Annotated in this window: 12 protein-coding genes and 3 tRNA genes; 3 read left to right on the top strand and 12 right to left on the bottom strand. The window is 71.3% G+C overall.

Features of this window, described 5'->3' with window-relative positions:
* Positions 1-315: 315 nt before the first annotated feature.
* From ACI3ET_RS03385 to ACI3ET_RS03365, 5 genes are all read right to left on the bottom strand, one after another.
* On the bottom strand, positions 316-1,350 hold the full coding sequence (locus tag ACI3ET_RS03385) for a hemolysin family protein (protein WP_405031546.1): 1,035 nt from the start codon (positions 1,348-1,350) through the stop codon (positions 316-318).
* Positions 1,347-2,789 carry a hemolysin family protein gene (locus ACI3ET_RS03380; protein WP_405031545.1) on the bottom strand — a complete coding sequence of 481 codons (1,443 nt, stop codon included), beginning with the start codon at positions 2,787-2,789 and terminating at the stop codon, positions 1,347-1,349. Before ACI3ET_RS03380 ends, ACI3ET_RS03385 begins: the two co-directional genes overlap by 4 nt.
* Before the next feature lie 512 nt (positions 2,790-3,301).
* Positions 3,302-3,377: transfer RNA gene (locus ACI3ET_RS03375), tRNA-His, on the bottom strand.
* 124 nt (positions 3,378-3,501) lie between these two features.
* Positions 3,502-4,629, bottom strand: coding sequence for a YihY/virulence factor BrkB family protein (locus ACI3ET_RS03370; RefSeq protein ID WP_405031544.1), 1,128 nt, complete (start codon positions 4,627-4,629; stop codon positions 3,502-3,504).
* A 63-nt stretch (positions 4,630-4,692) separates the two neighbouring features.
* Positions 4,693-4,768: transfer RNA gene (locus tag ACI3ET_RS03365), tRNA-Lys, on the bottom strand.
* Between the two features lie 109 nt (positions 4,769-4,877).
* Here ACI3ET_RS03365 and tdh point away from each other — a divergent pair.
* Together tdh and ACI3ET_RS03355 are read left to right on the top strand one after the other, a co-directional pair.
* Entirely contained in the window at positions 4,878-5,930 is a 1,053-nt protein-coding gene (tdh, locus tag ACI3ET_RS03360; RefSeq protein ID WP_405031543.1) for an L-threonine 3-dehydrogenase, read from the top strand.
* A gap of 10 nt (positions 5,931-5,940) precedes the next feature.
* The gene (locus tag ACI3ET_RS03355) at positions 5,941-7,131 is read left to right on the top strand and encodes a glycine C-acetyltransferase (RefSeq protein ID WP_405031542.1); all 1,191 of its coding nucleotides are present in this window, start codon (positions 5,941-5,943) and stop codon (positions 7,129-7,131) included.
* A 37-nt stretch (positions 7,132-7,168) separates the two neighbouring features.
* On the opposite strand, the gene ACI3ET_RS03350 is transcribed toward ACI3ET_RS03355, so the two are convergent.
* From ACI3ET_RS03350 to ACI3ET_RS03340, 3 genes are read right to left on the bottom strand one after another with little or no spacing between them, the layout of a single operon-like run.
* Complete coding sequence (locus ACI3ET_RS03350; protein WP_405031541.1) at positions 7,169-8,035, bottom strand: alpha/beta fold hydrolase; 867 nt, start codon at positions 8,033-8,035, stop codon at positions 7,169-7,171.
* A gap of 13 nt (positions 8,036-8,048) precedes the next feature.
* Positions 8,049-9,032 (bottom strand): magnesium/cobalt transporter CorA, encoded by a 984-nt coding sequence (gene corA, locus ACI3ET_RS03345; protein ID WP_405031540.1) that lies wholly within the window; start codon positions 9,030-9,032, stop codon positions 8,049-8,051.
* Between the two features lie 46 nt (positions 9,033-9,078).
* Positions 9,079-9,357: a DUF3618 domain-containing protein gene (locus ACI3ET_RS03340; protein WP_405031539.1), complete on the bottom strand. Its 279-nt coding sequence runs from the start codon at positions 9,355-9,357 to the stop codon at positions 9,079-9,081.
* An 88-nt stretch (positions 9,358-9,445) separates the two neighbouring features.
* Between ACI3ET_RS03340 and bcp the strand changes: the two genes are divergently transcribed.
* Positions 9,446-9,919, top strand: a complete 474-nt coding sequence (gene bcp / locus ACI3ET_RS03335) for a thioredoxin-dependent thiol peroxidase (protein ID WP_405031538.1) — start codon at positions 9,446-9,448, stop codon at positions 9,917-9,919.
* Between the two features lie 28 nt (positions 9,920-9,947).
* Here bcp and ACI3ET_RS03330 read toward each other — a convergent pair.
* From ACI3ET_RS03330 to thrC, 4 genes are all read right to left on the bottom strand, one after another.
* Positions 9,948-10,027: transfer RNA gene (locus tag ACI3ET_RS03330), tRNA-Leu, on the bottom strand.
* Between the two features lie 81 nt (positions 10,028-10,108).
* Positions 10,109-10,960: a PhzF family phenazine biosynthesis protein gene (locus ACI3ET_RS03325; protein ID WP_405031537.1), complete on the bottom strand. Its 852-nt coding sequence runs from the start codon at positions 10,958-10,960 to the stop codon at positions 10,109-10,111.
* The gene (locus ACI3ET_RS03320) at positions 10,957-11,928 is read right to left on the bottom strand and encodes a homoserine kinase (RefSeq protein ID WP_405031536.1); all 972 of its coding nucleotides are present in this window, start codon (positions 11,926-11,928) and stop codon (positions 10,957-10,959) included. Before ACI3ET_RS03320 ends, ACI3ET_RS03325 begins: the two co-directional genes overlap by 4 nt.
* Positions 11,928-13,022 carry a threonine synthase gene (thrC, locus tag ACI3ET_RS03315; RefSeq protein WP_405031535.1) on the bottom strand — a complete coding sequence of 365 codons (1,095 nt, stop codon included), beginning with the start codon at positions 13,020-13,022 and terminating at the stop codon, positions 11,928-11,930. Before thrC ends, ACI3ET_RS03320 begins: the two co-directional genes overlap by 1 nt.
* Positions 13,023-13,087: the final 65 nt, after the last annotated feature.

The raw sequence follows: 13,087 nt of genomic DNA, 5'->3' as shown, positions 1-13,087 counted from the left end.
AGAGGTCAGCGGACCGGAAGACCCTCGCCTCGAACTCCGTCACCAACACCGCGCTCATGGGCGCTCTGCCGGTTGGGGCCGACCCATCGGTTCAGACCCGCCGGCACGGTCCCTGGAAGCCGCTGCCAGCATCCTCGGCCGTCTCCGGCGATACCCCCAGGACCATCGCCGGACGGACCAGCCGAAGGCTGCTGCCGACACAACCGGGACAGCTGGTCAAACGCGCTGACCCCCCCGTGGGTTGTTCCCCCCGGGGTCGCTGGTCGAGAGGGACGAGGGACGGGGGGGAACAGAGTGCTCCCTCGGCGCGCTCAGTCAGCTATCGCCCCTCACGGGCTCTGACGGGGTGGTGATGGTGGGGAAGAGGCGGGCGAGGAGGTCGGCGAGGGTGACGACGCCGACGACCCGGTCGTCGTCGGTGACCAGGGCGAGCTGGTTGCCGGTCTCGCGCATCCCGGACACGGCGGCATACACCTCGGTGTCGGCCCCGACGAGGAAGGGCTCGCGCATCAGGGCGCTCACCGGGGTGCTGTCCGCCACCTCGAGGGTGTCGCGGACGTGGACCACGCCGACGACGTCGGTCGCGGAACCGACGAGGACCCGCCGGTGGCCCGAGCGCAGGGACACCTCCTGGAGCTGGACCGCCGTGGCGTCGGGCCCGACGGCCGTCGGCTCGCTGTCGAGCGGCACGAGGTCGCGGACGGTGAGCGTCTGCAGCTCCAGGGCCCCGGAGAACTGGGCCGAGTAGCCGACGTCGAGGGCCCCGACGTTGATGGAGTGCTCGACGAGGTGCCGCAGGTCGTCAGGGTTCTGCCCGGTGCTGACCGAGTTGACCGGCTCCACGCCGACCCGGCGCAGGCACCAGTTGGCAGCCTCGTTGAGCACGCGCAGCAGCGGCCGGAACGCCCACATGAAGGCGCGCATCGGAATAGCGAGCATGGTGGCCGACTTCTCGGGGTGGGCGATCGCCCATGACTTCGGCGCCATCTCACCGACGACCAGGTGCAGAAAGGTGACGATCACGAGGGCCAGCACGAAGCCGGCGGCGTCGGCGACCCAGTACGGCATGCCCCAGCTCTCGAAGGCGGGGGTGAGGGCGTAGTGCACGGCCGGCTTGGTGATCGCCCCGAGCGCCAGCGTGCAGATGGTGATGCCCAGCTGCGACCCGGCCAGCAGGAGCGTGAGCTCAGAGGAGCTGCGCAGCGCGGCACGGGCCGACCGGCTGTTCGGCGCGGCGTCCTCCAGCCGGTGGCGCTTGGCCGAGATGAGGGCGAACTCGGCGGCGACGAAGAACGCGCTCAGCGCGATCAGCAGCACCGTGGCCACCACGACGATCCAGGGGTTGTTCATCGGTCAGCCTCCGCGGTCTCGTCGGTGGGTCCGTCCACAGCGTCGTCGCGCTCGGTGCCGTCCTCGGCGCCGTCGTCCTCGACGATGCTCAGGCGCACGAGCGAGGGGACGTAGCGCTCGACCTCCAGAACCTCGATCTGCAGGTGCCGCTGCTGCGGCTGGTCCTCGTGCACGAGGTCCGCGGGGTCGGGGGGCAGCTCCACCAGCAGGTGCAGGCCAGGCTCGGGCAGGTCACCGTGCTCGGTGATGACGAGCCCGGCGATCGTCTCGTAGTCGCCGCGGGGCAGGTCGTGGTTCAGTGCCCGCTCGATCTCGTCGATGTGCACGTCACCGCCCATCACCCAGACCCCGTCGTCGTCCACGGGCGCGACGTCGGGGTGCTGAGGGTCGTGCTCGTCGGTGATCTCACCGACGACCTCCTCGGCCAGGTCCTCGAGGGTGAGGATGCCGGTGAAACCGCCGTACTCGTCGATGACGCAGGCCATCTGGTTGTTGAACTCCGTCAGCTCGCGCGTCGCGTCGGGCAGCGTCATCGACTCCGGCAGCACCAGCGCCGGCCGCTGAAGGTCCGCGACCGTGACGCCGGCGCCGCCGGCCCCGTCGGCCTTGGCCGCTGCCATGACCTCGTGGATCTCCACCATGCCCACCACGTCCTCGCCGTCTGCCGACAGCACCGGGTAGCGGGAGTGCCCGGTCGCCATCAGCGTCCGGACGTGCGCGAGCGAGTCCGCCTCACGGACCGTGTCCACCCTGGACCGCGGAATCATCGCGTGACCGACGTCGCGGGTGGGGAAGTCGAGGATGCGGTCCAGCAGGTCGGACAGCTCGTCGGGCAGGTCCCCGCTGTCGCGCGAGTCCGAGACGATGTGCTCCAGGTCCCGGGCCGTCGCCGAGTGCTCGACGTCGTGCACGGGCTCGATGCCCAGGGCCTTGAGCAGCAGGTTGGAGGACTGGTCGAAGATCCAGATTAGCCAGCCGAAGACCTTGAGGTAGATGATCGTCGAGCGCGACAGCGCCCGGGCCAGCGGCTCGGGCCGCGCGATCGCGAGGTTCTTGGGGAACAGCTCGCCGAAGACCATCTGCACCACGGTCGCGAAGAGCAGGGCCAGGATCGTGCCGATCGCGACACCGACACCGGTGGGCACGCCCACCCCGCCCAGCATCTGACCGAACGCGGACCCGATGAGCGGCTCGGCGACATACCCGACCAGCAGACCGGTGACGGTGATGCCGAGCTGCGCGCCGGAGAGCATGAACGAGGTGCGCTTCGTCACCGAGAGCGCCCGCGCGGCGACCGGGTCACCAGCCTCCGCGCGGGCGCTGAGCCGGGAGCGGTCCACGGCCATGTAGGCGAACTCCTGCGCCACGAAGTAGCCGGTGGCTGCGGTGATGGCCAGGACCACCAGCACACCGAGGAGCAGGGAGAGGACGATCGTCATTCCGGGCCCACCCCCACGAGGGGTCGGCCCGGTCTATCGTCGGAGTGGTCTGCTCCTGCAGAGGACATGCGGTCGTGCTCCTGGGGTGTCGTGGGGTGTGCTCGGCTGCAACGTCTACGCGGGCGCGGACGTTCCCTCCGGGTGGACAAGGATAACGGGTCGCATGACGCCGCCCCCTCAGCGGCGGCGACGTGCGACCACGTCATCGGGGTCACCTGTGCGCGGAACCGCGACCCTCGCTTGGTCCATCGGGACGCAAGAAGGAGGTCGAGCGGCGGTTCGAGTCCCTCTCCGAGGCGGCTTCTAGGTCGCAGCCATGAGTCCTCCCAGGTGTGACAGGTGCTGTCCCCGCCCGGGCTTCAACCCGGCCCTGTGACAGCTGTGTGCCAGAAACGCTGCTGTCACTTGCCTACTCCTGCTCAGCCCTTCTCAGCAAGACAGGCCCCGGATTCCGCGTGGTTGCGCGGAATCCGGGGCCTGACCTGCAACGACGTGGGGCCGTCGTTCCTACCTGGGGTGAGTGACGGGACTTGAACCCGCGACATCCGCGACCACAACGCGGCGCTCTACCTGCTGAGCTACACCCACCATTGGCCGTCCGGGGGCTGAGCCGTCCGGACAACGCGGAACATCGTACCCCGTCACCGCGCATGCCCCCCAATCGCCCCCCTGCCGGTCGGGGGTGGCCGCTGCCGCCCGGAGGACCGCCGGATCAGTCCTCGCGACCGCGCCCGGGCAGGCCCACAGGCTCACCCGCCGACGTGAGCGTGCGTGCCGCGAGCATCCGCAGCCGGCGTGCTTCCTGGACGAGCTCGGCGCTCTTCTCGGCCTTCTTCTTGGTCCCCTTGGCGTCCCGGGGGGGCAGCAGGATCAACTCCTCCGCCGGCATCCCGGCGGCCAGCTGGCGACCGCGCTCGAGCTCCGCGTCCAGCTCGGCCCCCAGCACGAGGACGGTGTTGATGATGAAGAGGAGCAGCAGGACCACGATGACACCACCGATGGCGCCGTAGGTCGCGTTGTAGTTGCCGAAGTTCGCGGCGTAGAAGCCGAAGGCCGCTGCCGCCAGGATCGCGACCACCACGGCGAGGCCGGCCCCGGGGCTCAACCACCGGAAGGAGGGCTGCCGGACGTTGGGGGTGCCCCAGTAGAGCAGGGCGACGATGGCGATGAGGATGGCCAGGATGACCGGCCACTTGGCGATGTTCCAGATGGTGGTCGCGGTCCCGGACAGCCCGATCGCCCCGAACACGAGCTCGGACACGGCTCCGGACAGCGTCACGGACAGCACTATCACCACGACCATCAGCAGCACCACGACGGTGAGGGCCATCAGCCACGGGCGCAACTTCCAGACGGGCCGGCCCTCCTCGACCTCGTAGACGCGGTTCATCATCCGGCTGAAGGCGTTGACGTAGTTGGAGGCCGACCAGAGGGCGCCGAGCAGACCGACGACGAGCAGCAGGCCGGCCCCCTCGGACTCACCCATGCTGTCCAGGTAGCCGGTGGCCGTGTCGATCGTGTCCTGCTGCAGCCCGAGCTCCGACCCCAGGTCCTGGATCGCCGTGGAGGTCGCGTTGGCCTGCCCGAGGAAGCTCAGCGTGGTGGACAGGGCCAGCAGCATCGGGGCCAGCGCCAGGATGGAGAAGTAGGTCAGCGCCGCGGCCAGGTCGCTGCCGCCGTCGCTGCCGAACTCGGCGAGCGTGCGCTTGGCGACGGCCTTCCAGTGGGGTTTCGACAGCTCCGTGGGGGCGTCGGGCGCCTGGTCCTGAGCGGCGTCGAACTCGTCGGCGGCGTCCGCGCGCTCTGCGGTCGCGCGGGCATCTCGGTGCTGGTCGGTCACGTCGACCAGTCAAGCACGGGTATGCCGAAGGGGCAGGTCCGCGTGGACCTGCCCCTTCGTGGATGGTGCGCCAACAGGGACTCGAACCCCGAACCCGCTGATTAAGAGTCAGCTGCTCTGCCAATTGAGCTATTGGCGCAACAGCCGACCACTCTAGCGTCCGGCCGGGGGCTTCTCAAGTCGTGATGCCGTCCCGGCCGCCCAGCCTGCCCACCCCCGCGGGCGCGGCATACGCAAGGATGGCGGCCATGCGAGCACTCGTGAAGGCCTCGGCGGGCCCCGGACTCGAGCTGACGGACGTCCCGGAGCCCGACCCCGGTCCCGGGGAGGTCAAGATCCGGGTGCTGCGCGCCGGGCTGTGCGGCACCGACCTGCACATCGAGGGCTGGGACGACTGGGCCGCGTCGATGCTCAAGCCTCCGCTGGTCGTGGGGCACGAGTTCTACGGCGAGATCGTCGAGCTGGGCGAGGGGGTCCCGACCGACGACCGCTACGGCCTGGCCGTCGGCCAGCGGGTCTCCGTCGAGGGGCACGTCGTCTGCGGCGCCTGCCGCAACTGCCGTGCCGGGCGCCAGCAGATGTGCGTGCGCACGTCCAACCTCGGGGTCAACCGGGACGGCGCGTTCGCCGACTACGTGGTCGTGCCGCACACCAACGTCTGGGTGCAGCCCGACCTCATCGACCCCGAGCTCGGCGCCCTCTTCGACCCGCTCGGCAACGCCGTGCACACCGCGCTGTCCTTCCCACTGGCCGGCGAGGACGTCCTCGTCACCGGCGCCGGCCCGATCGGGGTGATGGCGGTGGCGATCGCCCGCCACGCGGGGGCGAGGTATGTCGTGGCGACCGACCTCTCGGACGCGCGCCTGGACCTGGCGCGCGCCGCGGGCGCGGACCTGGGGATCAACGTCGGCCGCGAGCGCATCTCCGGCGCCCAGGAACGGCTCGGGATGGTGGAGGGGTTCGACGTCGCGCTGGAGATGTCCGGAAGCCCGCGCGCGGTCGCCGAGCTGATCGAGAACTGCACGCACGGCGGCAAGGTCGCGCTGCTCGGCCTGCCGACCGAGCCGTTCGCCATCGACTGGGGCAAGGTCATCACGCACATGCTGACGCTGAAGGGCGTCTACGGCAGGGAGATGTACGACACCTGGTACAAGATGACCTTCATGCTGCAGACCTCGCAGGAGCTGCGCGACCGGGTCCGCTCGGTCATCACCCACCGTTACCCCGCCGAGCAATGGCCCGACGCCTTCGCCGCCGCACGCTCGGGCGAGGGTGGCAAGGTCATTCTGGACTGGAGCTGAAGGAGCCCTCATGTATGCACTCAAGGACCAGCTGAGCGCCGAGCTCGCCGCCATCGAGGCGGACGGGCTGACCAAGCACGAGCGCCTGATCACCACGCCGCAGTCCTCGCACATCGGCACCACCGCCGGCGATGCGCTGAACTTCTGCGCCAACAACTACCTCGGTCTGGCGAACCATCCCGAGGTGGTGGCCGCCGCCCACGCCGCCCTCGACGAGTGGGGCTTCGGGATGGCCTCGGTGCGCTTCATCTGCGGCACCCAGACCCAGCACCGCGACCTGGAGCGGGCGATCGCGGACTTCGTCGGCACCCAGGACGCGATCCTCTTCCCGTCCTGCTTCGACGCGAACGGCGGCATCTTCGAGGTACTCATGGGTGCCGAGGACGCGATCATCTCCGACGAGCTCAACCACGCCTCGATCATCGACGGGGTGCGCCTGTCCAAGGCGCAGCGCTACCGCTACAAGAACCGGGACATGGACGACCTGCGCGCCCAGCTCGAGTCGGCACGGGACGCGAGCGCGCGCCGCACCCTCGTCGTGACCGACGGTGCCTTCTCGATGGACGGCTACCTCGCGCCGCTCGAGCAGATCTGCGACCTGGCCGAGGAGTTCGGCGCGATGGTCATGGTCGACGACTCGCACGCGACCGGCTTCGTCGGCGAGGGTGGTCGGGGCTCGCACGAGGCGTGCGGCGTCGTCGACCGGGTCGACATCATGACCGGCACCCTCGGCAAGGCGCTGGGGGGCGGCAGCGGCGGGTATGTCGCAGCGCACCAGGAGATCGTCGACCTGCTCAAGCAGCGCGCCCGCCCCTACCTGTTCTCCAACGCGGTCGCCCCGGCGGTGGTCTCCGGCTCGCTCAAGGCGCTGGAGCTGGCGCGGGAGTCCGACGAGGGGCGGACCAGGCTGCGCGCCAACGCCGAGCTCTTCCGGACGCTGATGACCGACGCCGGCTTCGAGCTGCTGCCGGGCGAGCACCCGATCGTGCCCGTCATGTTCCCGGGCGACGACGGTGCCCGGCTGGCGAGCGACGTCGCGGACGCGATGCTGCGCCGAGGCGTCTACGTCATCGCCTTCTCCTTCCCCGTCGTGCCCCGGGGGAAGGCACGCATCCGCGTGCAGCTCTCCGCCGCGCACTCCGAGGACGACGTGCGCGCGTGCGTGGACGCGTTCGTCGCCGCGAGGGACGAGGTCGGGTAGCAGCTGCGGCGGGTATGCCGTGGCGCGGGCGACCCGCTCAGGCGCCGCAGGCGCAGGCGCCCCCGCCGCAGCCACCGCTGCCGGCACCGGCAGCGAGCTCCTCGGCCGTGCGTGGGACGGCGCCGATCCGGCTGCCGAGCACCTGGAACATCTCGGTGAGCCGCTGGCCCGGCCACACCGGACCCTGCTGGGGGTGCTGGTGCACCGGTGAGCCGGCGGCGGTGAGCCGGTCGAGGAGCCACCGGGCGTGGCCGGCGGGACTGGCGAAGGAGTCAGCGCCCCACCACAGGTCCACGGGGCAGCGCACGTCCTCCGGGTCCAGGCCCCACGGTTCCTGGACCTGGGCCATGTCCGTCACGATGCCAGCGGCGCCGGACCCAGGGCCGAGCAGGGCCACCAGCTGCTGCTGCAGGTAACGCGGGTCCTCCCGCGCCAACCGGTGCAGGCCCTGCTGCTGCTCGTCCATCCCGACCAGCCAGGCGTCCCTGCCCATCGCGGGGCTGCCGCCGGACTCCTCCACCGGGGCGACCGGGTGGACGAGCGTCACGGCCGCCACGCGCTCGGGGTGACGGACCGCGAAGGCGAGCGCGACGGCGGAGCCACCCGAACCCCCCAGCACCCCGAGGGGTCCGTGCAGGCCGGCGTCCTCGACGACGTCGAGCACGTCCTCGGCCAGCTCCGCGACGCGACGGATCTCCTCGACGGGCGCGTCGCCATACCCCGGCCTGTCGAAGGTGACCACGCGCAGACCGAGCCGGTGCAGCGCGTCCGCCGCCGGGGTCCCGCTGAAGCGCGACCCCGGCGTGCCGTGGAGGACGACGACCGGTGCACCGTCCGGGTCGCCCTGGACGCGGTAGGTGAGGCCGTTGGGAGCGACGAGCGTGGGAGCTCCGCACGATGACATGGTGGGTCCTTCCTCAGAGCCAGCCGGAGCGGTGGAAGGCGCGCCAGAGCGTGAGCACGGCGACCGTCATGAGCGTCAGGGCCAGCGGGTAGCCCAGGAGCCAGTGCAGCTCGGGCATGTGGTCGAAGTTCATGCCGTAGATGCCGGCGATGAGCGTGGGCACGGTGATCATCGCCGCCCACGCCGAGATCTTGCGCATGTCGGAGTTCTGCTGGACGCCGATCCGGGAGAGGTGGGCGGAGAGGATGTCGCTGAGCAGGGCGTCGTAGGAGTCGATGTTGAGCAGCACCTGGGCCAGGTGGTCGGAGACGTCGCGGAAGTGCAGGCGCAGCTCCTTGGATCTCACCGGGCCCGACCGCTCGGTCAGCAACGTCAGCGGGGCACGCAGGGGCAGGGCCGCACGACGGAACTCCAGGACCTCGCGCTTGAGGCGGTAGATGGTCGTGGAGTGCGTCCGGTTCGCGCCGCCGAAGACGTCGAGCTCGATGTTGACCAGGTCCGCGGCGACCTCTTCGTCGATCTCCTGGTAGGTGTCGACCACCTTGTCGATGAGACCGTGCAGCACCGACAACGGGCCCTCGCGCAGAAGCCCCCGGTCGTGGTGCTCGAGGCGGCGGCGCACGTCGTGGAGGGGGGCTGCGTCACCGTGGCGCAGCGTGACGACGAAGTGCTCGCCGATGATCGCCACAACCTGGCCGGTCTCGATGTCGGACGTGGCCTCCACGTACCGCAGGGTCTTGACGACGGCCAGCAGGGTGTCGTCGTAGGTCTCGACCTTGGCCCGCTGGTCGGCGCTCAGGACGTCCTCGACGGCGAGCGGGTGCAGGCTCAGCTCGGCGCTGACCAGCGCGAACTCCTGCTCCGTGGGGTCCTTGAGCCCGACCCAGAGGAAGTCGGTGTCGGGGGCGCCGTCGACGCGCAGGGACGCCAGCTCGTCGCTGAGGTCGCCGCACTCCTGGCGGTCGCCGCCGCGGTAGACGGCCTGGTCGGTGATCACCCGGCGATCACGCGGTCCGCGCGACCGTGGTCGGTCATCCCGGGCGTCAGCCCTTGTTGAAGGCGCGTCGCAGCAGACCCAGCACAAGGGCGGTGCCGGCGACGCCACCGAGAGCCTTGGAGAGACGGTCGTAGCGGACCTCGCCGTCGGCGTCGAAGGCCGCGTCGTTGGCCTTGGCCTTGAGCGAGGCCACGGCGTTGGCCTTGAGGGTGTCGGGGCTGACGCGGTAGGCGAGCTCGTCGACGGAGCGGGAGAGGCGGCTGCGGGACGCTGCGAGGTCGGCCTGGATCTCCTTGGCGGAGCGGGCAGGCTGCTTGTCGGCCATGGCGTGTCGTGTCCTCGGGTAGAAGGGCTGGTCTGCTGCCTGAGACGATAACCCAACATCTGTGAACCCGAACCCGGAAGGTCCCACCATGTCGCGTCTCGAGCCCGGCCAGCCCGCCCCCGCCTGGACCCTGCCCACCGCCGACGGCGGCGAGCTCAGCCTCTCCGACCTCGCGGGGCGCAAGGTCGTGCTCTACGTCTACCCGGCCGCGATGACTCCCGGGTGCACCACGCAGGCCTGCGACTTCCGCGACAACCTCGCGGTCTTCGAGCAGGCCGGGTACGCCGTGGTCGGCATCTCCCCCGACGCGCCGGCCCGTCTCGCGACGTTCGTGGAGAAGGAGGGACTGACCTTCCCGCTCGTCTCGGACGAGTCGACGGAGGTGCTGACGGCCTACGGGGCGTTCGGCGAGAAGACGAGCTACGGCCGCACGGTCGTGGGCGTGATCCGCTCGACCTTCGTCATCGACGAGCAGGGCGTGGTCGAGCTGGCGAAGTACAACGTGAAGGCGACCGGTCACGTCGCCTCCCTCGCCAAGCAGCTCGACGTCCCGGTGGGCTGAGCCCTCCCAATGCGTCGCGGAGCAGGGGTGCGCTCGGCGGGACTCGAACCCGCACGCCGGAGCACAGGAACCTAAATCCTGCGTGTCTGCCAGTTCCACCACGAGCGCGCGGGGACAGACTAGCCGGGACACGAGGGCGGTACCGCGCTCCTCCGGTGGGAACTGGGCGCTGCCGCGCCGCTCCGCCGGTCAGAGGCTGACCGTGCCGGACACGGTGGTGACCGTGTCGCCGCCGATCCAGATCTGGCCCTCGCGCTGCTCGACGTGGACACGGCCGTCGCGACGGCGGCGGGCGCCCTGGCCAGCGACGTACCGTGCCGGGAGCCTGCCCGCGCCGATGAGCCACTGGGCGAGGCCGGCGTTGAGGCTGCCGGTCACCGGGTCCTCTGCGAAGTCGGTGCCGTCACCGTAGAACGCCCGTACCTCCACGTCCTTGCCCCCCGCTGCAGGATCGGGCCAGCGGCCGATGATCCCGACCTTGAGCTGGCTCGACAGCGCGAGCACCGGCTCCACCGCCAGGACCTGCTCGGCCGAGCCCAGCTCGACCCCGACCCAGCCGGGGCCGTTGTCGACCCAGGCCATGCCGACGACCTGGGACGGGCTCAGACCCAACGCTGCGAGGACCTCGCCCGCCCGCCCGGGCTCCACCCCTCCGGAGCGCAGGAGCTGCGGCGCGGCGAAGGCCAGGCGCTCACGGCGTGCCACCGGGACCAGGCCGACGCCGCACTCCTGCACCACCCGGTCTGCCCGCCTCGGCACGCCACCCGCCTCCAGCCAGGCGTGGGCGCTGCCAAGGGTCGGGTGACCCGCGAAGGGAAGCTCACCGCCGGTCGTGAAGATCCGCACGCGGTAGTCGGCAGCAGGGTCGGTGGGAGGCAGCAGGAACGTCGTCTCGGACAGGTTGGTCCAGCGCGCGAAGCGGGCCAGCGTCTCCTCGTCCAGGCCCTCGGCGTCGTGCACCACGGCCAGGGGGTTGCCGAGAAGCCCGTGCGCGCTGAAGACGTCGACCTGACTGAAGCGGAACGGGCGCCGCAGGGTCATCCGCGGTCACCCCCACCGGCTCCGTCCGTCGAACGGACCACGGTCAGACCCTCGGACGCCACCCCCGGGACCAGGACGCGCCAGGAACGGCCCCACGACCGAGCCTCGGCCACGACGACGTCGACCAGGTCGACGGTGGTCAGGCACAGGACGGTGGGACCGGCGCCGGAGACGACGGCCGCGTGGCCCTGGGCACGGAGGGTGTCGACGGCGGCCATCGTCACCGGGTAGACCCCGCGGCGCTGCTCCTGGTGGAGCCAGTCCTGGGTCGCGTCGAGGAGCATCGCGGGGTCGGCGGTGAGCGCGTGCACGAGCAGGGCGGCGCGGGCGGCCTGCCGGACCGCGTCCGCGCGCGGAACCTGCGGGCCCAGGACCGCGCGGGCCGTCGCGGTGTCCAGGCGGGTGTCCTGGGGCAGCAGCGCCACCGGCACCACGTCGGGGTGCAGCGTGGGCCGTGCGGTCCGTACCACCGAGCCACCCGGCATCCAGGACACCGTCAGCCCGCCGTAGACGGACGCGGACGAGTTGTCGGGGTGACCCTCCGCGATGCCGGCGTGCGTGTTGACCACCCCCAGGTCGGCCTCGGTCAGCTCACCTCCGCGGGCCAGCGCGAACCCCAGCCCCAGCCCGCCCACGATCGCCGTGGCCGACGAGCCGAGGCCGGCGGACTGGGGGATCGTGTTGCGGCAGGTCAGCCGTAGTCCGTAGCCGGACAACCACCCCAGACCGCAGGCCCCCAGCGCCTCCCGCAGGCACTGTGCGACGAGGTGCCGCTCGTCCTGGGGCAGCACTGCCGCGCCCTCGCCCTCGAGCACGACCTCCAGGCCCGCGCCCGGGGGGAGCACCTCCACGGCATACTCGTCCAGGATCCCGAGGGCGAGCCCGACGGCGTCGAAGCCCGGACCGAGGTTGGCCGTGCTCGCGGGGACCGAGACGGTCACCGACGCACCCGGCAGGATCGCGCTCATCACTCCAGCCCGAGCGCGCCGGCAGCGCTCACCACGTCGACGGTGACCCGCACCGGCTCGACGTCGGACCCGTCGGCGTTGCGCAACGCCCACTGGGGGTCCTTGAGACCGTGGCCGGTCACCGTGCAGACGATCGTCGCCCCCGCCGGCACCCGACCGGCCGCGTGCATCTTGAGCAGACCCGCCACCGAGGCCGCCGAGGCCGGTTCCACGAAGATCCCCTCGCGCGAGGACAGCAGGCGGTGCGCGGCGAGGATCTCCTCGTCGGTGACCGAGTCGATGAGGCCGCCGGACTCGTCGCGGGCCTCCTCCGCCTGCCGCCAGGACGCGGGGTTGCCGATGCGGATGGCGGTCGCGATCGTGTCCGGCTCCGTCACGGGGTGCCCGAGCACGATCGGCGCCGCACCTGCGGCCTGGAAGCCCCACATCTTCGGCCGGTGCGTGGCGGGGGCGACGCCGCCCGCGCCGGGCGCCTCGGGGTCGGCGTACTCGCTGTACCCCTTCCAGTAGGCCGTGATGTTGCCGGCGTTGCCGACCGGCAGGCAGTGGATGTCCGGCGCGTCGCCCAGCGCGTCGACGATCTCGAAGGCCGCGGTCTTCTGCCCCTCGATGCGGGCCGGGTTGACCGAGTTCACCAGCTCGACCGGGTAGGCCTCGGCGAGCTTGCGCGCGAGGTCCAGGCAGTCGTCGAAGTTGCCGTCGACCTGGATCAGCGTCGCGCCGTGCGCGACCGCCTGCGACAGCTTGCCCATCGCGATCTTGCCCTCGGGCACGAGCACGCCGCAGGCCATCCCGGCCTTGGTCGCGTAGGCGGCGGCGCTGGCCGAGGTGTTGCCCGTCGACGCGCAGATGACCGCCTTGGCGCCCTTGCGCGCGGCGTCGCTGATCGCGGCGGTCATCCCCCGGTCCTTGAACGACCCGGTGGGGTTGAGCCCCTCGTACTTCACGTGCACCTGCGCCCCGACCAGCTCGGAGAGGTGCTCGGCCGGGATGAGCGGCGTGCCGCCCTCGCGCAGCGTCACCACCGTGTCGGTGATGGACGTGGGAAGGCGGTCGGCATACTCGGCGATCACGCCGCGCCACTGGTGGGCCATGGGGGGTCCTCGGGGTCCTGGGAAGGGTGCAGGACAAGGGTATGCCGTGCGCGTGCCGGTCCCCG

Source organism: Ornithinimicrobium jinqii (genome assembly GCF_045032595.1).
Lineage (GTDB): Bacteria > Actinomycetota > Actinomycetes > Actinomycetales > Dermatophilaceae > Ornithinicoccus.
This window is presented reverse-complemented; position numbering and strand designations above follow the sequence as displayed.

Coding starts and splice junctions, on each gene's coding strand:
- ACI3ET_RS03355 (WP_405031542.1), top strand. CDS start 5,941: ATGTATGCACTCAAGGACCAGCTGAGCGCCGAGCTCGCCGCCATCGAG.
- ACI3ET_RS03325 (WP_405031537.1), bottom strand. CDS start 10,960: ATGACCCTGCGGCGCCCGTTCCGCTTCAGTCAGGTCGACGTCTTCAGC.
- ACI3ET_RS03380 (WP_405031545.1), bottom strand. CDS start 2,789: ATGACGATCGTCCTCTCCCTGCTCCTCGGTGTGCTGGTGGTCCTGGCC.
- ACI3ET_RS03340 (WP_405031539.1), bottom strand. CDS start 9,357: ATGGCCGACAAGCAGCCTGCCCGCTCCGCCAAGGAGATCCAGGCCGAC.
- ACI3ET_RS03350 (WP_405031541.1), bottom strand. CDS start 8,035: ATGTCATCGTGCGGAGCTCCCACGCTCGTCGCTCCCAACGGCCTCACC.
- thrC (WP_405031535.1), bottom strand. CDS start 13,022: ATGGCCCACCAGTGGCGCGGCGTGATCGCCGAGTATGCCGACCGCCTT.
- bcp (WP_405031538.1), top strand. CDS start 9,446: ATGTCGCGTCTCGAGCCCGGCCAGCCCGCCCCCGCCTGGACCCTGCCC.
- ACI3ET_RS03320 (WP_405031536.1), bottom strand. CDS start 11,928: ATGAGCGCGATCCTGCCGGGTGCGTCGGTGACCGTCTCGGTCCCCGCG.
- ACI3ET_RS03385 (WP_405031546.1), bottom strand. CDS start 1,350: ATGAACAACCCCTGGATCGTCGTGGTGGCCACGGTGCTGCTGATCGCG.
- tdh (WP_405031543.1), top strand. CDS start 4,878: ATGCGAGCACTCGTGAAGGCCTCGGCGGGCCCCGGACTCGAGCTGACG.